The sequence below is a fragment of the Candidatus Accumulibacter meliphilus genome (assembly GCF_036625345.1).
Lineage (GTDB): Bacteria > Pseudomonadota > Gammaproteobacteria > Burkholderiales > Rhodocyclaceae > Accumulibacter > Accumulibacter meliphilus.
In genome coordinates this window covers 400,189-420,291 of record NZ_JAZKTZ010000002.1, presented here as the reverse complement: position 1 = coordinate 420,291, position 20,103 = coordinate 400,189, and the positions used below count along the sequence as shown (strand labels likewise).

The 20,103-nt window shown below is 64.1% G+C and carries 18 protein-coding genes, 1 tRNA gene and 2 pseudogenes; 10 read left to right on the top strand and 11 right to left on the bottom strand.

Annotation, left to right across the window (positions count from 1 at the left end):
- Nucleotides 1–185: 185 nt before the first annotated feature.
- Together V5B40_RS05430 and V5B40_RS05425 are read right to left on the bottom strand one after the other, a co-directional pair.
- Entirely contained in the window at nucleotides 186–653 is a 468-nt protein-coding gene (locus V5B40_RS05430) for a hypothetical protein (protein WP_332353570.1), read from the bottom strand.
- 619 nt (nucleotides 654–1,272) lie between these two features.
- Nucleotides 1,273–2,028: an alpha/beta hydrolase gene (locus tag V5B40_RS05425; RefSeq protein ID WP_332353569.1), complete on the bottom strand. Its 756-nt coding sequence runs from the start codon at nucleotides 2,026–2,028 to the stop codon at nucleotides 1,273–1,275.
- 160 nt (nucleotides 2,029–2,188) lie between these two features.
- Between V5B40_RS05425 and V5B40_RS05420 the strand changes: the two genes are divergently transcribed.
- Entirely contained in the window at nucleotides 2,189–2,374 is a 186-nt protein-coding gene (locus V5B40_RS05420; protein ID WP_332353568.1) for a hypothetical protein, read from the top strand.
- Between the two features lie 553 nt (nucleotides 2,375–2,927).
- On the opposite strand, the gene V5B40_RS05415 is transcribed toward V5B40_RS05420, so the two are convergent.
- The gene (locus V5B40_RS05415; RefSeq protein ID WP_332353567.1) at nucleotides 2,928–3,728 is read right to left on the bottom strand and encodes an SDR family oxidoreductase; all 801 of its coding nucleotides are present in this window, start codon (nucleotides 3,726–3,728) and stop codon (nucleotides 2,928–2,930) included.
- A 195-nt stretch (nucleotides 3,729–3,923) separates the two neighbouring features.
- Here V5B40_RS05415 and V5B40_RS05410 point away from each other — a divergent pair, with 195 nt between their 5' ends.
- The 4 genes from V5B40_RS05410 to V5B40_RS05395 are packed head-to-tail and all read left to right on the top strand — an operon-like array spanning nucleotide 3,924 to nucleotide 10,649.
- Nucleotides 3,924–6,113, top strand: coding sequence for an ABC transporter substrate-binding protein (locus V5B40_RS05410; RefSeq protein WP_332353566.1), 2,190 nt, complete (start codon nucleotides 3,924–3,926; stop codon nucleotides 6,111–6,113).
- 59 nt (nucleotides 6,114–6,172) lie between these two features.
- Nucleotides 6,173–7,150 (top strand): ABC transporter permease, encoded by a 978-nt coding sequence (locus V5B40_RS05405; protein WP_332353565.1) that lies wholly within the window; start codon nucleotides 6,173–6,175, stop codon nucleotides 7,148–7,150.
- Nucleotides 7,150–8,622 (top strand): ABC transporter permease, encoded by a 1,473-nt coding sequence (locus V5B40_RS05400; protein ID WP_332353564.1) that lies wholly within the window; start codon nucleotides 7,150–7,152, stop codon nucleotides 8,620–8,622. The genes V5B40_RS05405 and V5B40_RS05400 overlap by 1 nt, the downstream gene beginning before the upstream one ends.
- Nucleotides 8,619–10,649 (top strand): ABC transporter ATP-binding protein, encoded by a 2,031-nt coding sequence (locus tag V5B40_RS05395; RefSeq protein WP_332353563.1) that lies wholly within the window; start codon nucleotides 8,619–8,621, stop codon nucleotides 10,647–10,649. The genes V5B40_RS05400 and V5B40_RS05395 overlap by 4 nt, the downstream gene beginning before the upstream one ends.
- 129 nt (nucleotides 10,650–10,778) lie before the next feature.
- On the opposite strand, the gene V5B40_RS05390 is transcribed toward V5B40_RS05395, so the two are convergent.
- From V5B40_RS05390 to V5B40_RS05370, 5 genes and pseudogenes are all read right to left on the bottom strand, one after another.
- Nucleotides 10,779–11,165 (bottom strand): LysM peptidoglycan-binding domain-containing protein, encoded by a 387-nt coding sequence (locus V5B40_RS05390; protein WP_332353562.1) that lies wholly within the window; start codon nucleotides 11,163–11,165, stop codon nucleotides 10,779–10,781.
- Nucleotides 11,144–12,514, bottom strand: coding sequence for a transglycosylase SLT domain-containing protein (locus tag V5B40_RS05385; protein ID WP_332353561.1), 1,371 nt, complete (start codon nucleotides 12,512–12,514; stop codon nucleotides 11,144–11,146). Before V5B40_RS05385 ends, V5B40_RS05390 begins: the two co-directional genes overlap by 22 nt.
- 293 nt (nucleotides 12,515–12,807) lie before the next feature.
- Nucleotides 12,808–12,884 (bottom strand) — tRNA-Asp (locus V5B40_RS05380).
- Nucleotides 12,885–13,049: 165 nt separating this feature from the next.
- On the bottom strand, nucleotides 13,050–13,760 hold the full coding sequence (locus V5B40_RS05375) for an HDOD domain-containing protein (protein ID WP_332353560.1): 711 nt from the start codon (nucleotides 13,758–13,760) through the stop codon (nucleotides 13,050–13,052).
- Nucleotides 13,726–14,490 (bottom strand): annotated as a pseudogene (locus V5B40_RS05370) (adenylate/guanylate cyclase domain-containing protein); the annotation flags it as partial. The pseudogene V5B40_RS05370 and the gene V5B40_RS05375, both read right to left, overlap by 35 nt.
- A 370-nt stretch (nucleotides 14,491–14,860) precedes the next feature.
- On the opposite strand from V5B40_RS05370, the gene V5B40_RS05365 reads away from it, so the two are divergent.
- The 4 genes from V5B40_RS05365 (at nucleotide 14,861) to rpmG (ending at nucleotide 16,902) form a co-directional block, all read left to right on the top strand.
- A complete protein-coding gene (locus V5B40_RS05365) occupies nucleotides 14,861–15,499 on the top strand; it encodes a glutathione S-transferase family protein (RefSeq protein ID WP_332353559.1) in 639 nt (212 codons plus the stop codon).
- Nucleotides 15,500–15,711: 212 nt separating this feature from the next.
- The gene (radC, locus tag V5B40_RS05360) at nucleotides 15,712–16,392 is read left to right on the top strand and encodes a RadC family protein (RefSeq protein WP_332353558.1); all 681 of its coding nucleotides are present in this window, start codon (nucleotides 15,712–15,714) and stop codon (nucleotides 16,390–16,392) included.
- Nucleotides 16,393–16,498: 106 nt separating this feature from the next.
- The gene (gene rpmB / locus V5B40_RS05355; RefSeq protein ID WP_169065910.1) at nucleotides 16,499–16,732 is read left to right on the top strand and encodes a 50S ribosomal protein L28; all 234 of its coding nucleotides are present in this window, start codon (nucleotides 16,499–16,501) and stop codon (nucleotides 16,730–16,732) included.
- A gap of 14 nt (nucleotides 16,733–16,746) precedes the next feature.
- Nucleotides 16,747–16,902 carry a 50S ribosomal protein L33 gene (gene rpmG / locus V5B40_RS05350; RefSeq protein WP_169065911.1) on the top strand — a complete coding sequence of 52 codons (156 nt, stop codon included), beginning with the start codon at nucleotides 16,747–16,749 and terminating at the stop codon, nucleotides 16,900–16,902.
- 125 nt (nucleotides 16,903–17,027) lie between these two features.
- Here the strand turns inward: rpmG and aroG are convergent.
- The 3 genes and pseudogenes from aroG to V5B40_RS05335 form a co-directional block, all read right to left on the bottom strand.
- Nucleotides 17,028–18,106, bottom strand: a pseudogene (gene aroG / locus V5B40_RS05345) (3-deoxy-7-phosphoheptulonate synthase AroG).
- 134 nt (nucleotides 18,107–18,240) lie between these two features.
- Nucleotides 18,241–19,359: an HD-GYP domain-containing protein gene (locus V5B40_RS05340; RefSeq protein WP_332353557.1), complete on the bottom strand. Its 1,119-nt coding sequence runs from the start codon at nucleotides 19,357–19,359 to the stop codon at nucleotides 18,241–18,243.
- A 126-nt stretch (nucleotides 19,360–19,485) separates the two neighbouring features.
- Complete coding sequence (locus V5B40_RS05335; RefSeq protein ID WP_332353556.1) at nucleotides 19,486–19,884, bottom strand: hemerythrin domain-containing protein; 399 nt, start codon at nucleotides 19,882–19,884, stop codon at nucleotides 19,486–19,488.
- A gap of 11 nt (nucleotides 19,885–19,895) precedes the next feature.
- Between V5B40_RS05335 and V5B40_RS05330 the strand changes: the two genes are divergently transcribed.
- Nucleotides 19,896–20,084 carry a hypothetical protein gene (locus V5B40_RS05330; RefSeq protein WP_332353555.1) on the top strand — a complete coding sequence of 63 codons (189 nt, stop codon included), beginning with the start codon at nucleotides 19,896–19,898 and terminating at the stop codon, nucleotides 20,082–20,084.
- Nucleotides 20,085–20,103: the final 19 nt, after the last annotated feature.

Genomic DNA, 20,103 nt, shown 5'->3' with positions numbered 1-20,103 from the left:
TTTCAGCTTGATCGAGGCGCGGAGCTTTGCGCGCAAGGCTTTTTGCTGTGCGGCCAAGCCTTTGTTGTTTGCACAGTGCAGTTCAGAGGCTTGCGGCCAGGCATCGGAGGCTCGCCGTCGCAGCTCGGAGCCTTGCGCCTGAAGCTCCGAGCCTTGCACGTCGAGCGCGAGGCCTGTCGCGGCGTTCAGGCCGTGGCGACCGGACTCGGCTGATGCTTGCGGCTGTAGCGAGCGGCCATCGCTTCCTTCAAGGCATCGAGCCCGGCGCCCTTGCCGAAGACCTTGGCCAGCGCATAACCCTCGAGCGCGGCCGTCAGGATGTCGCTGCCGAGCGCCATTTCGGTGTCGTCGGCCTTGCCCACCAGCTGCCTCAGCCTGGCCAGGTGTGGTCGCAAAAGATCGAGGTTGTGGAGATCGCGCGCGGCTTCGGCGAGATCGAGTTCCGGCGGGATGATCTGCTTGTTCTGCGCCAGGACGATCAGCGTCTGTCGGCAAAAGGCTTCCGACTTGTCGCCCATCTTCGTCAGGCTGCGCCGCTGGTCGACCGAGAGTTCGATCAGGCCGCCGAGTTTCTCCTGCAGGGTCGTGATCGCGGCGGCTATCGCCGCCAGATCGTCGGGGCTGATATTCAACGCTACGAGGTTTTGGCTCATGAGTGTTTTCTCCTTGATACAACGAGAAAAATCGACGGCGCGCCGGCAGTATCCCGCGCTCCGAGCAGGGCCGTCAATAGGCTGTGGTCGGCTGCGCCGCGGCGCGGCCCTGCGGGCGTGCTGCGCAGCGCGCCAAAGCACCGCGTCGTGCCTCGACAACCAGCCGCGGGCTTTGTCGGCCAGCGTCTGACGAACTCACCGGGAACGCCGGCCGCGGAGCAGACGGCGACCGGCTGGCGTCGTTCTTCGCTTCGTCGAATCGTCAAGGACAAGCGCCGCACGAACTCCTATAAGGCGCTTCACACAAGCCATCGCCATTGCCCGATGAATCGGGCGATCCCCACTTGTCCGGCCGCCGCGGCGTACGAAGAAGGCGAATGCAAGATTTTGGCTCCAATGACTCTCGATTGACGGGGCCGGATGGTCGCCCGTCAAACTCGATTGCTTGTCGATGGCCGCTTTGTAGTACGATCACCGGGCGGGGTATTTCGGCCATTGGACTAAACCGCGCGACAGTGGAGCTTCGTCGTTGGCGTGTGTTCTTGAGCGAAGCGCCGGCCCTGTTTCCTTATGCGTTGTTGCGGAGGTGTGAGCATGCAAGTAATTCGAGCCTGGCCCCTTATGCTCTTATGCTCTTGAGATGCTCGACCGCGTACTCGGCGGACTCGGTGGTGGTGGTGTAGGAGGTCAGGAAGTTTCCGCGTGACGAGGCGGGCCAGGTGAAGAAGGTGCATACCTGCTCCCGGCCCAGGAAGTGGCACAGCTCGGCGGCGGTGTAGGCGGCGGTGGCAAAGGTCTCGTTGAAGCCGTGCACGTAGAGCAGGATCTCTTTCTTGGGAGCTTGCGCGAGCCGGCGCTGGACCTCGTCCTGAAAAGCGGCCTTGCTTTCGAAGTGGCGCGCGAGCTCGGCACGGTCGCGCAGGATCTTCCCGCCGGGGCCCCTGGAAATCTGATACGGCTCCCGAGGGAAGGCCCCCAGTTCCTGTACCTGGCCCAGCTCCAGATTGACCTCACGCGTACGCTCGGCGAGCTGGCTCTGCTCGCGCAAGGTCTCCCAGTCCAGCGACGGCACCACCCGCACCAGAGCCGTGCCGTAGGCGATGCGCCGGCCGCGTTCCTGGCCGTAGGGCAAGGGACCTGCGTCTTTGCCTTGTTCGGCAATCTCGGCGGCTGTCGGTGGGGCACGGTCGGTGATGAACAGCAGGTCCACGTCCGGGCTCTGCCGGGCCGCCGGGGATGGATCGAAAACGGGCTGGCGGTCCGGACGCTGGTACAGGGTCGGGGTCGGCATCAGTTGGCGTGCGCTGGTGGCGCAGCCGCCGATCAGGAGGGCGGACAGGACTGTGGCGAGCGTTCTGACGAGTATCTGTCGCATGTTGTTGGGAGCTGAAATCTGTGGCGAGGGTGAGCGTGCATGTTACCTCAAGGGTTTGGCGATGGCTTTGCCGGTGGGCAATCGCAGCCCTTCTCGGTTCGTGGCTAGCAGCAAAAAGTTCTATGCTTCGCTCTTGCGCTCTGCCGTCTGGAATCGAAACATGCTGATCGGCACTGCGAGCCACCGTTTTTTCCGCCGCTTTGCGTTGTGCCAGCTCGGGGTGATGCTGCTGTTGTCGGCGCTGCTGATCCCGGCAATGGCCGCGGAAGCCCCGCGGCTTGACCCTCTGACGCAGGCGCAAACGGCACTTGATCAAATCGAGATCCGGGGCGGCGTCAGGTCTTGACGTTTGCCCAAGGCACGGGGAAAGACCTGACCCCAAGAAGTGCCGTGACCCCAAGAAGTGTCCGGGGAAAGACCTGACCCCAAGAAGTGCCGAGAAGCGTGACGTCTTCATTAGCGCAATTGAGCAAGCGTAGTTGGGCTGACGCAGGAAGCCCAACATCCATCCGCCACCGCCTACAACAACTGGCGCTTGATGTGCGCGCGGCGCTGCCGAAGTTGAACGACTGTTTCGACGACTTGCCGGCTACCTGTCGCCACCAACGGCTCCTGTACACAGTTGCCCCCGTTGAGGCAGCGACAGCGTGAATGTCAGCAAGGGGTCGTCAAGAGACCGCCACGAAAAATGACAAAAGCCTCGCTTCGGATTGTTTCCGAATGCTGTGGCCGCCCTCCGAACCACGAAGCATCGCTTGGCCAACCGCCTGTCTTCTGCTCACCACAAGAAGGGTGCGGTGATCTCGCTCGACGCAGACGGCAAGCAGGTTTCCATCATCGGCATGTTCTACGGCGGCGAGTCGCCGGTACCGTCGTGCCGGACTTTCAGTTGCAGAGCTTTAGCCTGGCATCGGCTCCGCGTTACCCAGCGCCGTCGTATTCAGCCCGCCATCGACGTACATGATCTCGCCGGTAATCGCGCTGGCCAGGTCGGAAAGCATGAAGGCGGCGGCGTTGCCGACTTCGTCGATGGTGATGTTGCGGCGCAGGGGGGCGTTGTGGGCGTTGTAGGCGAGCAGGCGCGAGAAGTTGCCGATGCCGGACGCGGCCAGGGTCTTGATCGGGCCGGCGGAGATGGCGTTGGCGCGGATGCCTTGCGGGCCGAGGCAGAAAGCGAGGTAGCGAGTGGCCGCTTCGAGGCTGGCTTTGGCCAGGCCCATGGTGTTGTAGTTGGGCAGGGTGCGTTCGGCACCGAGGTAGGAGAGCGCCAGCAGGGCCGGGTTGCGGCCTTTCAGGAGCAGCGGGCGGGCGGCCTTGGCCAGTGCCGCGTAGCTGTAGGAAGAGACGTCGTGGGCGATGCGGAAGGCGTCGCGCGAGATGCCGTCGAGGAAATCTCCCTCGATGGCTTCGCCGGGTGCGTAGGCAATCGAATGTACCAGGCCTTCGAGGCCGTCCCAGTGCTCGGCGAGGGCGGCGAAGAGGGCGTCGATATCGGCATCCTCGGCAACGTCGCAGCGATAGATCAGGCTGCTGTCGAACTCCGCGGCGAATTTGGCGACGCGCGTTTCGAAGCGTTCGTTCTGATAGGTGAACGCCAGTTGCGCGCCTTCGCGGTGGCAGGCTTTGGCGATGCCGTAGGCGATCGAATGCTTCGATAGTACGCCGGTGATCAGAATTCGCTTGTCGGCGAGGAATCCCATGACTTCTCCCGTAACTAGAAGGGGTTGCGTTGGCAGCTTGGCTGCGAATCAGCATAACCGACGCATTATAAAGGAATTGCATCACTCGCTCGCCAAAAGCACGCAGTCGGTCAGGCGTCGGGCGTTTGCCGATGGCGAGTGCTGAATGCTGCGCCGTGCAGCCAAAGTGGCGGACTTCGCGGTAGACTGCCGCCCATGCCCGCCTTTCGCCTTGCCCTCCGCCCGCTGCTTCTTCTCCTTTCACTGCTGTCGCTGCTGTTCCTGCTGGCGGCCTGCAGCAGCGAGCAGAACGACCCCTATCCGGAAGCCGAGCGCGGCGAGAACATCCTCTATGCAGCCTTCACCGACCGCCCCAAGCACCTCGATCCGGTGCAGTCATACAGCGAGGACGAGATCACCTTCACCGCGCAGATCTACGAGCCGCCGCTGCAGTACCACTATCTGAAGCGGCCGTACACGCTGATTCCGGCGACCAGTGAGAGCGTGCCGGTACCGCGCTATTACGACGCCGAGGGCCGCGAGTTGCCGGCCGACGCGCCGGCCGCCGAGATCGCGCGCAGCGTGTACGACATTCGCATTCGCCCGGGCATCCGCTACCAGCCACATCCGGCTTTCGCCACCGACGCCGCCGGGCAGCCGGTCTATGGCGAACTGGACGCCGAGAAACTGCGCGGCATCGAGGTGATTGCCGATTTCGCCGAGACCGGCAGCCGCGAACTGGTCGCCGACGACTATATCTACCAGATCAAGCGCCTGGCGCACCCGCGCCTGCATTCGCCGATCTTCAGCATGATGAGCGAGCGCATCATCGGCCTGCCGGAACTGGGTGCGGCGCTGCACGAGGAAGCGAAAAAGCTGCCGCCAGAGGCCTGGCTGGATCTCGATCGTTTTCCGCTGGCCGGCGTCAGTCGCCTCGATCGCTACAGCTATCGCATCGAGTTGCGCGGCAAGTATCCGCAGTTTCCCTACTGGCTGGCGATGCCGTTCTTTGCGCCGGTGCCGCGCGAGGTCGACCGTTTCTACAACATGCCGGGAATGGCCGACAAGAACCTGACGCTGGACTGGTATCCGGTCGGCACCGGGCCGTTCATGCTCACTCGCAACGATCCCAACAGCCGCATGGTGCTCGAGCGCAACCCGAACTTCCATGGCGAGAGCTATCCCTGTGTCGGCGAGGCCGGCGACGAGGCGGCCGGGCTGCTGGCGGACTGCGGCAAGGCCTTGCCGTTCATCGACAAGGCCGTTTTTTCGCGCGAGAAAGAGGCGATTCCCTACTGGAACAAGTTTCTGCAGGGCTATTACGACGCGTCCGGGATTTCTTCGGACAGCTTCGACCAGGCGGTGCGTCTCGGCGGCGGGGGTGACGTCAGCCTGACCGACGAGATGCGCGAGAAGGGCATCCGCCTGCTGACCAGCGTGCGTCCGTCGGTCTTCTACATGGGTTTCAACATGCTCGATCCGGTCGTCGGCGGTCTCTCGGAGCAGGCGACCAGACTGCGCCAGGCGCTGTCCATCGCCATCGACCAGGAGGAGTTCATCTCGATTTTCATGAACGGTCGCGGCATCGCGGCAACCAGCCCCTTGCCGCCCGGGATTTTCGGCTATCTCGAAGGGGAGGAGGGTAATAACCCGGTGGTGTACGACTGGGTCGACGGGCGGCCGCGGCGCAAGTCCATCGAGGTGGCGAAGAAGCTGCTCGCCGAAGCCGGCTGGCCGAATGGTCGCAATGCCAAGACCGGCGAGCCGCTGGTCCTCAGTCTCGATACCACCGGCGGTGGCATGGGCGAGAAATCGCGGCTCGACTGGCTGACGCGGCAGTTCGCCAAGCTCGATATCCAGCTGCTCGTTCGCTCGACGGACTTCAACCGCTTTCAGGAGAAGATTCGCAAGGGGGCGGTGCAGCTCTACTACCTCGGCTGGAACGCCGACTACCCGGATCCGGAGAACTTCCTGTTCCTGCTCGACGGCACCGACGGCAAGGTCGCGGTCGGCGGTGAAAATGCCTCGAACTACGCCAATGCCGAGTACGACCGCCTCTTCGAGCGCATGAAGAACATGGAAAGCGACGGGCCACGCGGCGCCGAACGCCTGGCCATCATCCGCCAGGCGATCGCCTTGCTGCAGCACGACGCGCCGTGGATCTTCGGCTTTCATCCGAAGAGCTATACCCTCGGCCATGACTGGCTGCACAACCGCAAGTCGACTGACGTCGGCAACAACATTCTCAAATATCAGCGCATCGACGTCGCCGAGCGCGAGCGCTTGCGGCAGCAATGGAATGAGCCGGTGCTCTGGCCGCTGCTCGCGGCGCTGCTGCTGCTGGTGGCGATCGTCTTGCCGGCGGCGATCGGCTATCGGCGCCGCGAGCGCGGGACCGCGCGCTGATGCGCGCCGTGTTTCGGGCCAGCCGCTTTGCGCGGCGGCTTGAGGTATAGTCGCCCCCCATGCTCGCTTACCTCGTTCGCCGTCTGCTCTATGCGCTGCCGATCCTGATCGGCGTGAATGTGATCACCTTCGCACTTTTCTTCATCGTCAATACTCCCGACGACATGGCGCGCATGCAGCTTGGCGTCAAGCGCGTGACGCCGGAAGCGATCGATAAATGGAAGGCTCAGCGCGGCTACGACAAGCCGCTGTTCATCAACGCGGCGGCGAGTGGCAGCGCGGTGTTCACCGATACCATTTTCTTCAGCAAGTCGGCGCGCATGTTTGCCGGCGATTTCGGGCGCGCCGAGGACGGCCGCGACATCGCCCGCGAAATCAGCTCGCGGATGGGGCCGTCGCTGGCGATTGCGCTGCCGACTTTCATCCTCGGCCTGCTGGTGACCGTTTCCTTTGCGCTGATGCTGACTTTTTTTCGCGCCAGCTACCTCGATTTCTGGGGCGTCGTGCTGTGCGTGGCGCTGATGTCGATCTCCGGCCTGTTCTACATCATCGGCGGCCAGTTCCTGATCAGCAAGATGTGGAAGCTGGTTCCCATCTCGGGCTACGGTGGCGGCCTCGATGCCTGGAAATTCGTCATCCTGCCGGTGCTGATCGGGGTCATCTCGGGGATCGGTTCGTCGACGCGCTGGTATCGCACCATCTTCCTGGAGGAAATTTCGCGCGACTATGTGCGCACGGCGCGCGCCAAGGGGCTCTCCGAACTGGCGGTACTTTTTCGCCACGTCCTGCGCAACGCGATGATTCCGATCCTGACCGGGGTGGTGGTGGTCATCCCGCTACTGTTCATGGGCTCGCTGCTCACCGAGTCCTTCTTCGGCATTCCCGGTCTCGGCAGCTACACCATCGACGCCATCAATGCGCAGGATTTTGCGGTGGTGCGGGCGATGGTCTTCATCGGCTCGGTGTTGTACATCCTTGGCCTGATTCTTACCGATCTCTCCTACACCTTCGTCGACCCGCGGATTCGTTTCAACTGATGCCCTTCCTCCCCGTCATCCTGTGGTCGGACGTGCTGATCTGGCTGCTTTTCGTCGCGGCCGGTTTTTTCGGCTGGCTGTCCTTGCGCAACCCGCTGTGGCGGACCGCCTGGCAGCGCGTCGGTCGCAGCCGGGCGGGCATGGCTTCGGCGACGCTGTTGCTGGTCTTCGTTGCCGTCGGTCTGCTGGATTCGCTGCATTATCGACCGCGCCTGGAAAATGCGGCCGGGCAGCCGCCCAGCGGCGAAGCCAGCCAGGCGGCCAGCGACGTCAGCAAGCAGCCGGCAGCCTACGCCGTCGAAGTGCTGTCGCTGCTCGACGCGATCCTGACGCCGCTGCGCACGCAAAACGAGAAAACCTATTCCGAACCCCTGGCGACGCGTGCCTACGCCAAGGAGTCGATCGAGTCGCGCGACGCGGCTGGCGAGCTGCAGCAAACGCGGGATTATCCGCGCCTGCGCCATGGCGGTGTTCATCTTGGCACCGACGAAGCGGGTCGCGACGCCGACGTCGGGCAGCGTCTGTTGCGTGCCCTGGCGCTGGCCATTCTTGCCTGGTGGGTGCTGGCGGCGGCGACTGCGGCCCGCCTCTCGCGCCGCGAGAGCTGTGCGCACAAGGAGGCCTGGCGGCGCATCTGGCGCAACGAAAGCGACTTCGCGTGGAACGCGGTGCTTGCCGCGGTCGGCGTCGTCCTGCTGGTCGCCCTGCCGCTGGCGACGCTCGCCGGCCACTACCATGTCTTCGGCACCGACAAGGTCGGCCAGGACGTCTTCTATCAGGTCCTCAAGAGCGTGCGCACGGCGCTGGTCATCGGGCTGGTGACGACCCTGGTCACTTTGCCGCTGTCGATTTTTCTCGGCGTCCTCGCCGGTTACTTCCGCGGCTGGGTCGATGACCTGATCCAGTACCTGTACACCACGCTCAGTTCGATTCCCGGGGTGCTGCTGATCGCCGCCGCGGTGCTGATGATGCAGGTGCTGATCGACAACCATCCGCAGTGGTTCACCACCGCCGCCGAACGTGCCGACCTGCGCCTGCTGGCGCTGTGCTTCATCCTCGGGGTGACCAGCTGGACCGGCCTCTGCCGCTTGCTGCGCGGCGAGACCCTGAAGCTGCGCGAGCTGGAGTATATCCAGGCGGCACAGGCTTTCGGAGTGGCCGATCTGCGCATCATCGGACGGCACATCCTGCCCAATCTGATGCACATCGTGATCATCGCGCTGGTGATGGACTTCTCGAGTCTGGTGCTCGCCGAGGCGGTGCTTTCCTACGTCGGTATCGGCGTCGATCCGACGATGATCAGTTTCGGCACCATGATCAACAACGCGCGCATGGAGCTGGCGCGCGAACCGATGGTGTGGTGGTCGCTGGCTGCCGCTTTTGTGTTCATGTTTGCGCTGGTACTGGCGGCGAACCTGCTCGCCGACGCGGTGCGCGACGCTTTTGATCCGCGCATGGCGGGGTCGGCATGAGTGAGGAAACGAGCTTGAGCGAGCAAAGGCTGCTCGAAGTGGCGGATCTGCGCATCGCTTTCGTCAGCGGCCGGTCCCTGCTGGCGGCGGTCGACGGCGTCGACTTCCAGGTCGCCGCCGGCGAAACCCTGGCCCTGCTTGGCGAGTCGGGTTGCGGCAAGTCGGCGACGGCGCTTGGCCTGCTGCGCCTGCTGCCCGCTGCCGGGCGGATTCCCGGCGGTGCGGTGCGCTTCGCAGGCCGCGATCTGCTCGCCTTGCCGGAAGCCGAAATGCGCGGCGTGCGTGGCGGCGGCATGGCGATGATTTTTCAGGAGCCGGCAACCAGCCTCAATCCGGTGCTCACCGTCGGTCATCAGCTCGGCGAAGTACTCGAACGTCACCTTGGCCTGTCTGGCCAGCCGGCGCGCGAACGTTCGCTCGAACTGCTCGGTGCGGTCGGCATCGCCGATGCGCCACGTCGTCTCGGCGAGTATCCCTTCCAGCTCTCCGGCGGCATGAAGCAGCGGGTGATGATCGCCGTCGCGCTGGCCGGCAATCCGCGCCTGCTCATCGCCGACGAGCCGACCACGGCGCTGGACGTGACCATTCAGGCGCAGATTCTCGAATTGCTGCGCCAGCTGCAGGCCGAGCGTGCGATGGGCATGCTCTTGATCACCCACGACCTCGGCGTCGTCGCCCAGATGGCGACGCGGGTGGCGGTGATGTACGCCGGCCAGATCGTTGAAGAGGCGCCACACGCGGTCTTCTTTTCGGCGGCGCGCCATCCCTACACGCAGAAACTGTTCGCCGCCTTGCCCGATCTGGAACGGCGCGGAGGTCGGCTCGATACGATCCCCGGACAGGTACCGCCGCTCTCCGCAATGCCCGCCGGCTGCCGCTTCGCGAGCCGTTGCCAGTACGCCTGGGAACTCTGCCGGCAGCAGGCGCCGGAATGGCGGCAGGTGGCGCCTGGCCATCGCCTGCGCTGCCATCTGGATGTCTTGCCTGAGGCTGCGGCCGGTACCAGCGCGGTGGGTGCTGGCAGCGCAGCGCTGCGCAGCGGCGTCGACCAGGTGGCGGCGCCGGCACTGCTCAGCGTCAAGGAGCTACGGGTTCACTTCCCGATCCGGCGCGGCATCCTGCAGCGCACGGTCGGGCAGGTGCGGGCGGTCGATGGCGTCTCGCTGGAGCTGGCGCGCGGCAGGACGCTGGCGCTGGTCGGCGAGTCGGGCTGCGGCAAGACGACGGTCGGCAAGGCCATCCTGCAGTTGATCGCCGCCAGTGGCGGCAGCGTGCACCTGCTCGGGCAGGAACTGGGCAGCCTGACGCGCAAGGGACGGCGTCCGCTGCGGCGGCGCATGCAGATGATCTTCCAGGATCCCTTCGCTTCGCTCAACCCGCGCATGGCGGTCGGCGAAATCATTGGCGAGGGCATGAGCGCTTTGCGTATCGATATGCAGCGCCAGGGCCGGGGCGCGGCGATTGCTGCCGTGCTCGAGCAGGTCGGCCTCGAAGCGGCGGCCGCCAGTCGCTATCCGCATGAATTCTCGGGCGGGCAGCGGCAGCGCATCGCCATTGCACGTGCGCTGGCCGTGCAGCCGGATCTGGTGATTTGCGACGAGCCGACTTCGGCGCTCGACGTCTCGGTACAGGCGCAGATCCTGAATCTGCTGGCGACGCTGCAGGCCGATCTCGGCTTGGCCTATCTGTTCATCACCCACAACTTCGCCGTAGTCGACCATCTCGCCCACGAGGTGGCGGTGATGTACCTTGGCCGCATCGTCGAACGCGGGACGGTCGATGAAGTTCTGCGTTCGCCGCAGCACCCTTATACGCGCGCCTTGTTGTCGGCAGTGCCCAGTACTCGCCTCGACGCGCAGCCGGCCTTCATTCGGCTGCCCGGGGAAACGCCGTCACCGGCCAATCCGCCGAGCGGCTGCCATTTCCATCCGCGCTGCCGGCAGGCCACGGCCGCCTGCCGTGAGCGCTATCCAGAAACGACGGCGCTGTCGAGCACGCACACGGTGCGTTGCCATCTCCATGCGTAGGTGCCACTGCTCTTGCCATGACTCCTGCCATGGCTGCGCGCGGCGTCGGCAAGCCCACGCCGGCAAGCCCACGCCGGCACGCCCGGTTGACGCTGCGCTGACGAGACTTTGCCGCCGGTTACTTCAGGATCAGGACTGAACGCGCAATTTCGTGCCCGAGGTCACCTGATCCGAACGCAGCTTGTTGAGCTTTTTGAGTTCGCCTACGCTCATGTCGTAGCGTTGGGCGATGCTGGACAGCGTTTCTCCCCGGCGCACGGTGTGCGTGCGCGGAGCGGCCGCGGCAGCCGTCGTGGGCCCGCTCGCCGCTCGCGTTGGCTTGCTCTTCGCTGGCGTTTCCTTGCTGGCGATCTCGGTCTTGACGCGGGTGGAAGCGCTGGCCTGGGTGCTGCTGGTCACCGTTAGCCGGGTGCCGTATTTCGCGGTATTGGAGCGTAGCTTGTTGAGGCGTTTCAGCTCGGCAAGGCTCATTCCGTAGCGCCGGGCGATGGCGCTCAGCGTCTCGCCCTTGCGCACCTCGTGCGTGCTGGTTCGCGTGCCCGCGCCTGGCGCCGGTTTTTCCGCAGCCGGTTTCTCCGTTCCGGTTTTTCCGCAGGGCCGGTGCTGCAAAGACCAGCGGCTGCTCCTCTGGCAAGGCCTTCAGGCCCATGTCTTCCGGTTCGTTTCCTTCTCCTGCGACGAGCAGTGTCGCTCCCGAAGCAACCCGCATGCGGCCCTGGAGGCCGTTGAGGGCCTTGAGGCCGGCCACCGTCATGCCGAAGCGCGGTGCGACCTCTTCGAGTTTCTCGCCCGGGCGCAGGGTATAGGCTTGCCAGGAAGAGAGAGGTTTGTCGCTTTCCTCGTGCGCTTCGAGGTTGTGGGCGAAGGTTTCGAGCTTGTCGGCCGGGATGACCATCGGCGTTTCGGATCATGATCACCGCGCGATTGTGCGAAGGGTTCAGCGCAACGAACTCCTGGACCGGCATTTCAGCCAGTTTTGCTGCCAGCTTGACGTCGATATTGCCGGAGTTGGTAACCGTCGCGAAGTAGGGGCGCATCGGGACGCCGAGCATGTCGAGGTCGGCGAGGATGTTGGGATTGCTGAAAATGTTTTTCAAGGCCTGCAGCTTGGGGACGTAGTTGCGCGTTTCCTCAGGCATCTTGAGGCTCAGGTAATCGGTCGGCAGACCCTGCGCGGCGTTTTTCTTGATCGCCCGACCGACCGCGCCTTCGCCCCAGTTGTAGGAGGCCAGCGCCAGGTGCCAGTCGCCGTGCAGTTCGTAAATGTATTGCAGGTAGTCGAGCGCTGCGCCGGTCGACTGGACGATATCGCGCCGTTCGTCGACCCACCAGTTCTGTTCCAGATTGTATTGCTTGCCGGTCGCCGGAACGAACTGCCATAGGCCGGACGCATGGCTGCGCGAGTAGGCGGTCGGGTTGTAGGCGCTCTCGACCATCGGCAGCAGGGCAATTTCCAGCGGCATGCCGCGCTTGTCGAGTTCGACGATGATGAAATGCAGGTAACGACTGCTACGCGTGATCATCCGCCGCAAGTAGTCCGGGCGGTTCAGATACCACTGCTGATGGTGCAGAACCAGCTCGCTGTTGATGTTCGGCATCGAGAAGCCGCGACGCAGGTGCTGGAAGATCTCCGCGGACTCGTAGGTCAGGTCGATGGTTTCGGGGAGTCGCGCCGGCGCGGCCACTTCAACCACCGGCAGGGGGCCGTCGCTTCCTGCCGGAACTGCGCTTGGAGCGGCCTCGCTTCGTGCCGGGGTGGTCAGCGCTGGCATATCCGACTGAGGGTTTACACCCGCCGCCTCGTTCGACCAGGCGGTAGCGCAGGCAAGAGCAGCAACAAGTGCGAAAGCGATTCGTGGCGTCATCCGGTGGTCCTGTCTTCGTTCTCGGGCGGTGCCAGTTGTCCCGACGAAATCGGTTTAGCTGTGCGGTTCACCTGAGCCGGTTCACCTGGTGGAATTCTGCCCGACAAGTCTGTAATTATAGAACAGCCATCTCGCTGCGGTAGTGATCATTTGCGGCGCAGAGATGCGCTCGCGCCGCGCCGATGCGCGGGGCTGCTCGCACCCTGGAAGGGTGCCGCGCCCTCGGCGGCTGTCAGGCGCTGAGCCTGAAAAAGAAAAAGCCCAGACTGGCTGGGCTTTTTGCTCTTTTGTTCTGGCGGAGTGGACGGGACTCGAACCCGCGACCCCCGGCGTGACAGGCCGGTATTCTAACCAACTGAACTACCACTCCTTGTTGCCCTGCTGCTCCCTGTCGCTGCCTCTCTGCGGCTTCCTGGCGAGGCCCTTGCGACCGGGAAGCTGCGCATTATAGCGGAATTTGGCGGGCGAGCAAGGGGAAAAGAACGGCTCGCAGCACCGCGCATGTTTTCGCTAGATTTCGCTGCCTTTCGTCAAATCAGCGGATCGCACCGACAAAGCCGTTGATGTCGGCGTGCGCGTCGTGCAGGTGTTGCAGGCACTCGTCCCAGTGCTGCGGGCGCAAGGACAGTAGCTCGAGCAGGGCGACGCGCTCGCTGTCATGTTCCGCTGGCGGCGTTTCGCCACCCAGTGCGGCGTAGGCGGCCTGGTCGGCCAGTCCGATCAGGGCGCAGAAAGTGCGCTCTTCGCCAGCCGCTTGCGGGTCGTGATGGTGGGCGATGGCGGCGACGTAGCGCGCTGGCAGATCCCAGCGCTCGGCGACCATTTCGCCGACCTCGGGATGCGTGAATTCGAACAGCGTGCGCTCGGCTTCGAGACTGCTCATCGGCGCCGCGCCGCGCCGCAACTCGAGTACTTGATGGTAGGCAGGTTCGGCCTGGATAGCGAAAATCAGCTTGCCGATGTCGTGCAGGATGCCGGCCATGAACGCTTCATCGGCCGAGCACTCGACGTGCGGGGAAAGGAAGCGTGCGGCGGTGGCGGTGGCGATCGAATGCTTCCAGAACGCGGTCAGGTTCAGGCGCTCGGTGCGAAAGGCGTCGAAGGCGCCGACCGAGAAGATCATTCCCTGAACATTGGTGAAACCGAGCACCCGCACCGCTTCGGAAATGGTGCTGATCCGCCGCGAGAAGCCGAAGAAACGCGGAGTTGGCGACGCGCAGGATCTTGGCCGAGATCGCCGGATCATTGACGATCACCCGCTCGACCGCGCGGGCATCGCTGTTCGGATTCTGCAGGATCTTGAGTGCCTGCACGACGATCGCCGGCAGCGTCGGGACTTCGTAGAGGTCGACGGGGCGGAAACGGGCCATCGGTTCCGTGGTCAGCTTGTGTCCGCCCGCGCTGCCGCCCAGTTCGCACAAGCTCGGCGACAGCCCGGGATGAATCAGCTGGAAAACGTGCATCGGGTGCGGCAGGTCGCGCAGGCGCAGCATGCCGGTATCGCGCAGGCTGGTGTCCGCCGGCAAGGATTCGCGGACCAGGGCTTCGGTCGGCGAAGTGAGCAGCGTCTGTCCGCCAAGCGTGACCGCCAGCACGCGCGCGCAGCGGTTGACCGTCGTCCCGAAGTAGTCGCCGCTGCTCAGGTACGCCGGGCCGGTGTGCAGCGCGACGCGTACGCGCAGCGGCGACTTCGTCGGCCAGCGCGCGGCGGCGAGGCTGGCCTGGATCTGGCAGGCGGCGTGCAGCGCCTCGCTGGCATCGTCGAAAGTGACGCAGAAAGCATCGCCAACGGTCTTGAAGACGTAACCGTGGTGGCGCTCGACCGCCGCCGACAACAGCGCGTTGTGGCGCTGCAGGGCGATGCGCATGGCCTGCGATTCGGTTTCCCAGAGGTTGGTCGAGCCTTCGATGTCGGTAAACAGGAAAGTGGCCGTGATCAGCGAAGCATCGCCCAAGGTAAGTTCTGCCGGTCCCATTCACCGCCTCGCTCGTGTGTTGTCGAAGATTTTCTGCCGTGGCTGTCGGGCGGACGGGCGACCGCTGAAGGGCCAGGAATTTGACACCATCGACCCGAGTATCCTGGCTTCCGGGCACCGCAGTCAATCGCCGTGGCGGCGGGCAAAGGGGTTGGCCGCCGCCAGCGGCGGTCGCTTGCAGGGACTTGCGGGGCTTTCTGCGGGGCGCTGTGCTCATCCCGACCGCCGACCACAGCGCATGGACGCCGATCACAGCGCTATTTCCCGAGTGCAAAAACGACGATCAGCGAGCAGAATAGTGCGCGTACGGCGGACCTCGGCCGAGGTCCGCCCTGTACGAACCCGCTGGACAACCCAAAGGAGACAAATCATGAGCCAAGCTCTCGTTTACGGTGATGCCATCAGCACCTACGTTCGTTCCGTCCGTCTGGCCCTGGAGGAAAAGGGCGTAGCGCACACGCTGGTGGCCGTGGATCTGGTCAAGGGTGAGCATCTGGAAGAGGCGCATCTGGCCCGCCATCCGTGGGGAAAAATGCCCGCCTTCGAGCACGACGGCCATGCGATCTACGAGGCAGCGGCGATCATGCGCTATATCGACGAGGTGTTTCCGGGACCGGCCTTGATGCCCGCGACACCCGTTGAACGCAGCCGGGTCAATCAGGTGATGGGCATTGTTGAAAGCTACGGCTATCCGGCGTCGATCACTCATATTTTTATTCCCCGCGTCCTGGTGCCGGCACTCGGTGGCCAGACCGACGAAGGCGAAATCGAGGCGGCCAAGCCGCGTGCCGCGTTGTTCCTCAAAGAGATCGCGCGGCTGCTCGGCGAGGCAAACTACTTCGGTGGCGCGACCGTGAGCCTCGCCGATTTGCACGTCCTGCCGGTAGTGACCTATCTGCGCGCGACCCCGGAAGGCCTGACCCTGCTCGCCGCGGCACCGAGTATCGAGGCCTGGTTGGGGCGAATGAACGAGCGCAGCAGCGTGCGCGCCGTGATGCCGCCCGGTTGAAGCAGGGCGGGGGCCAAGTCAAGCCCCTGGGGTCGAACGGGCTCTGAATGTCGCGTGCGGGGCTTCTCGCCGGCGTTTGTAGGCGCCCGATTCATCGTCCGATGGCCAGGCCCTGGGTGCGCCAAGGTGCGGCATCGGCAGCGAATTCGCCTGTACCAGTGGGCGTGCTGTGAGTAGTATGCCTGACCGAGGCTTTTCCTTGAGGTGTCGACATGGCAATTTGCGACTGGCCTGAAGACGAGCGACCACGTGAGCGCCTGCTGGCGCGCGGTGCCGCTTGCCTGTCGGATGCTGAATTGCTGGCGATTTTCTTGCGCGTCGGCAGCAAGGGAAAAAGCGCCGTGGATCTGGCGCGCGAGTTGATTGGCGGTTTTGGTGGGCTGAACCGCATGTTTGCGACCAGCCTGGCCGATTTTTCTGCGGTGCCGGGGATGGGGCCGGCGAAGTATGCGCAGTTGCAGGCGGTGCTGGAAATGGCGCGGCGGGCGCTCGGCGAAGAGCTGAAAGAGGAGGGGCTGACTTTCGCTTCTCCCGGCGGTGTGCGCGACTATCTGCGGCTACACCTGGCCAGCTTGCAGCATGAGGTCTTTCTGGCCCTGTGGCTGGACGCCCAGAATCGCCTGATTGCCACCGAAGAACTATTTCGCGGCACTCTGACGCAAACCAGCGTCTATCCGCGCGAAGTGCTCAAGCACGCGCTGCGGCATAATGCGGCGGCGGTGGTGCTGGCGCACAATCATCCCTCGGGGGTGGCCGAACCCTCGCGCGCTGACGAACTGCTGACCAGCGAGCTGAAACAGGTGTTGGCGCTGATCGAGGTGCGGGTGCTCGATCATTTCATCGTTGCCGGGCAATCGCCGCCACTCTCGTTTGCCGAGCGCGGCTTGTTGTAGCTTGCGGCGACGGCAGCCTGGACGATTGGGCCAAAACGCTTGAAGTAGACCCTTGCCTGCGCTAGAATCGCGGGTTTTCTTCCCTCAGACAATTGGAGCGACAATCATGGCGCGTGTTTGCCAGGTCACGGGCAAAGGCCCGATGGTGGGGAACAATGTTTCCCATGCCAACAATAGAACGAAGCGCCGCTTCCTTCCGAATTTGCAGTATCGCCGCTTCTGGATCGAGAGCGAAAGCCGCTGGCTGCGCTTGCGCTTATCGAACGCCGGTTTGCGCACCATTGACAAGAACGGTATCGACGTTGTGCTCGCAGACCTGCGTGCGCGCGGCGAGATCTGACCAGGAGAGCAGCTATGCGTGACAAGATCAAGCTCGAGTCGACCGCCGGAACCGGCCACTTTTACACCACGACCAAGAACAAGCGCACCATGCCGGGCAAGATGGAGATCAAGAAGTACGATCCCAAGGTCCGCAAGCACGTGATCTACAAGGAAATCAAGCTCCGCTGAGCGACGCGCGCGAGCGTGCTCGCGCGCTGCTCACGGAAAGCTGTTCCCACCGGCGGGGCGGCCGCGAAAGCGGCCGCCCCGCCGTTTGTCGTTCAGCCTTGCCGCCTTGCGGATAATACCAGCCCTTACGCGGCGGCTTCGACCAGGCGGCGTTCACGGACGCTCTTGGCAAGCAATTCCAGCACCAGCAGCGAGTCTTCCCAGCCCAGGCAGGCGTCGGTCACGCTCTTGCCGTATTCGAGCTGCTGGCCGGGCACCAGATCCTGGCGTCCTTCCACCAGGTGTGATTCGATCATCACGCCGATGATCCGTTCGTCGCCGGCGTCACCTGCCTGGCGGTATCCCTGGCGACCTCGATCTGTTGCTTGAAGCGCTTCTCGCTGTTGGCGTGCGAGGCGTCGATCATCAGCCGCGCGGCGAGTCCGGCGGCGGCAATTTCCTTGCACGCGGCGTCGACGTGCGCGGCATCGTGGTTCGGTTCCTTGCCGCCGCGCAGGATGACGTGACAGTCCTCGTTGCCGGAGGTCGATACGATCGCCGAATGGCCGGCCTTGGTCACCGAGAGGAAGTGGTGAGGCGACTGCGCGGCGCGAATGGCGTCGATGGCGATGCGGATATTGCCGTCAGTGCCGTTCTTGAAGCCGACCGGGCAGGACAAGCCGGAGGCCAGTTCACGATGCACCTGTGATTCGGTGGTGCGCGCCCCGATCGCTCCCCAGGCAATCAGGTCGGCGGTGTATTGCGGGGTGATGGTATCCAGGAATTCGGTCGCGCAGGGCAGGCCCATATCATTGATCTGCAACAACAAGCCGCGTGCCAGGCGGAGGCCTTCGTTGATCCGGAAGCTATTGTCGAGACGCGGATCGTTGATCAAGCCTTTCCAGCCGACGGTCGTGCGCGGCTTTTCGAAATAGACGCGCATCATGATCAGCAGATCGTCCTCGAAACGCGGCGCTTCCTTCTGCAGTCGCGTGGCGTATTCGATGGCCGAATCGACATCGTGAATCGAACACGGGCCGATCACGACCAGCAGGCGATTGTCGGCGCCGTGCAGGATGCGATGGATGTTCTGGCGCGCTTCATAGGTGGTCGTTGCAGCGCGAACGCCGACCGGAAATTCGCGAAAAACGTGCGCTGGCGGGACCAGCTCCTTGATCTCCCGGATGCGAACGTCGTCGGTGTTGGGCTTGCTCTGCAAGGTCATGAGGCATTCTCCGGAGGGCGACCTGAGTCGGCAAAGCCTCGATTCTAATGGAAACCGGGAAGATACACGGCACGGCTTGTGCTTTGCGACCGCTTGCGAAGGGCTCAGCTGCTCTTTTCGGCGGGACTTCCCGGCTATCGTGGCGAAGGCGGTCGCTCACCGGCCCGGCGGGCGTCGCCGTCAGCATGCTGGGCGGCGATGGCGAGGAACTCGTCCTGGCGGGAAAAAAAAGCGTCGACGACATCCGGGTCGAAGTGGTTGCCGCGCCCTTCGCGAATGATCCGCAGCGCGTCTTCGACCGGTAGCCCCGCCTTGTAGACGCGTTGCGCAAGCAAGGCATCAAAGACGTCGGCGAGGGCCATCAGCCGTGCCGAAATGGGAATCGCGTCGCCAGCGAGGCCTTCCGGGTAGCCCGAGCCATCCCATTTTTCGTGGTGATAGTGGGCGATTTCCCTGGCCATGCTGAGGAATTCGAGAGGTCGTTCGGCGTCCTTGTCGGCCTGTTCGATGGCCTGCGCGCCAAGGAGGCTATGCTTTTTCATTTCTACCCATTCCTCCGCGGTCAGTTTGCCGGGCTTGCGCAGGATGTGGTCCGCAATGCCGACTTTGCCGATGTCGTGCAGCGGCGCCGACTTGACCAGCACCTCGATGTTGTGCGCCGTCAGGAAAGCTGCGAAGCGCGGGTGCGAACTTAGCTCCATGGCCAGCGTATGAACGTAGGCTTGCGTGCGGCGCAAATGATTCCCTGTCTCAGGGTCGCGAATTTCCGCCAGGCGCCCCAGTGCGCGGATGCTGACATCCTGGATCTGGCGATTTTCGGCCATCCGCCGGTCGATCTCACGCTGCAGCTTGCGGCGGTGATCGCGTACCAGCAGGTCACGGGCTGCTTTCAGTTCGAGCTGCGCTTTGACCCGCGCCAGGACGATCGCCGGCCGGAACGGTTTGCTGATGCAGTCGGCTGCACCGAGTGCCAGGCCGCGCTCCTCGTCATCGCTACAATCGAGTGCGCTGACGAAGATCACCGGGATGTCGGCGCTGGCCGGGTCGGCCAGCAAGCGGCCGAGTACCTGGTAGCCGTCCATTTCCGGCGTCACGAGGTCGAGCAGGATCAGATCGGGCCGCGGCTGACTGACTACGGCCTGCAAGGCGCGCGGCCCCGAGTCGACGGTGCGCACCCGATGCAGCGGGCTGAGCAGGTCGCTCAGCAGCGACAGGCTTGCCGGGGTGTCGTCGACGATCAGAACTGTGGTCATGAGGATCCTGCCGGGGAAGTTGCAAGCAGTCAAAATGAATGCCGGCTGCCTTGCCAAACCTGGACCACGAAGAAAGTCGTGGCGAGGAACGGATGCTTGGCGAAAACCTGGGCCGGCGGCGCAGGGTCAAGCTTGCGGCGCAAGACGCTGCTGGGCGACTTCGAACAGTTCTCGCTCCTCGAAGCGTACGTGTGCCGACAGCAGGTCGGCGAAACTGAGCAGCGTGGTGGCATCGGCATCGGGATCCAGTACGCGGCCGAGGAGGGCACGCAGCTCGGCATGCTCGCGCAGCGTGCGCGCAACCAGGGCCTCTTCGCCGGCCTGGGCCATGGCCGGCAGGAGGCTGGATTCTTCAATCATGAAATGGGGCTCGAGCTCCGCGGCAAAAACCTCGCCACAAGTTGCGATTGCCGCGGCGATTTTCCCGGCATCACCCGAAGTGGCCGCACGGCGGGCGCCGAGGGCCAGCTTGAGCGCGCTATGGTGCTCGCGCGAGAGGTCCTGGAGCGTCTGGTGGCGTTTCATGGCAAAAGTCCTTGATCGTTTATGCGGGCCCGTCTGGTTCGGGCGGGGAAACCGGTAGCGGCGGACAGCGGGCGACCGCGGCAGCGATCGCGGCGACGTCGATTCCGATTGGCGAAAAGCAGCGTCAGACTGCCGGGCCGCCGCGTGATGTCGTCGCCTGCCGCGAGCACGCGCTGACAGTCGGCGATTGTAGCGAATGACAGGCCTCGGTGTCGGCGT

Excerpts from the sequence above, each read along its gene's own strand:
- V5B40_RS05430 (WP_332353570.1), bottom strand. The coding sequence starts at position 653 with ATGAGCCAAAACCTCGTAGCGTTGAATATCAGCCCCGACGATCTGGCG.
- V5B40_RS05425 (WP_332353569.1), bottom strand. The coding sequence starts at position 2,028 with ATGCGACAGATACTCGTCAGAACGCTCGCCACAGTCCTGTCCGCCCTC.
- V5B40_RS05420 (WP_332353568.1), top strand. The coding sequence starts at position 2,189 with ATGCTGATCGGCACTGCGAGCCACCGTTTTTTCCGCCGCTTTGCGTTG.
- V5B40_RS05415 (WP_332353567.1), bottom strand. The coding sequence starts at position 3,728 with ATGGGATTCCTCGCCGACAAGCGAATTCTGATCACCGGCGTACTATCG.
- V5B40_RS05410 (WP_332353566.1), top strand. The coding sequence starts at position 3,924 with ATGCCCGCCTTTCGCCTTGCCCTCCGCCCGCTGCTTCTTCTCCTTTCA.
- V5B40_RS05405 (WP_332353565.1), top strand. The coding sequence starts at position 6,173 with ATGCTCGCTTACCTCGTTCGCCGTCTGCTCTATGCGCTGCCGATCCTG.
- V5B40_RS05400 (WP_332353564.1), top strand. The coding sequence starts at position 7,150 with ATGCCCTTCCTCCCCGTCATCCTGTGGTCGGACGTGCTGATCTGGCTG.
- V5B40_RS05395 (WP_332353563.1), top strand. The coding sequence starts at position 8,619 with ATGAGTGAGGAAACGAGCTTGAGCGAGCAAAGGCTGCTCGAAGTGGCG.
- V5B40_RS05385 (WP_332353561.1), bottom strand. The coding sequence starts at position 12,514 with ATGACGCCACGAATCGCTTTCGCACTTGTTGCTGCTCTTGCCTGCGCT.
- V5B40_RS05375 (WP_332353560.1), bottom strand. The coding sequence starts at position 13,760 with ATGATCCGGCGATCTCGGCCAAGATCCTGCGCGTCGCCAACTCCGCGT.
- V5B40_RS05365 (WP_332353559.1), top strand. The coding sequence starts at position 14,861 with ATGAGCCAAGCTCTCGTTTACGGTGATGCCATCAGCACCTACGTTCGT.
- radC (WP_332353558.1), top strand. The coding sequence starts at position 15,712 with ATGGCAATTTGCGACTGGCCTGAAGACGAGCGACCACGTGAGCGCCTG.
- rpmB (WP_169065910.1), top strand. The coding sequence starts at position 16,499 with ATGGCGCGTGTTTGCCAGGTCACGGGCAAAGGCCCGATGGTGGGGAAC.
- rpmG (WP_169065911.1), top strand. The coding sequence starts at position 16,747 with ATGCGTGACAAGATCAAGCTCGAGTCGACCGCCGGAACCGGCCACTTT.
- V5B40_RS05340 (WP_332353557.1), bottom strand. The coding sequence starts at position 19,359 with ATGACCACAGTTCTGATCGTCGACGACACCCCGGCAAGCCTGTCGCTG.
- V5B40_RS05335 (WP_332353556.1), bottom strand. The coding sequence starts at position 19,884 with ATGAAACGCCACCAGACGCTCCAGGACCTCTCGCGCGAGCACCATAGC.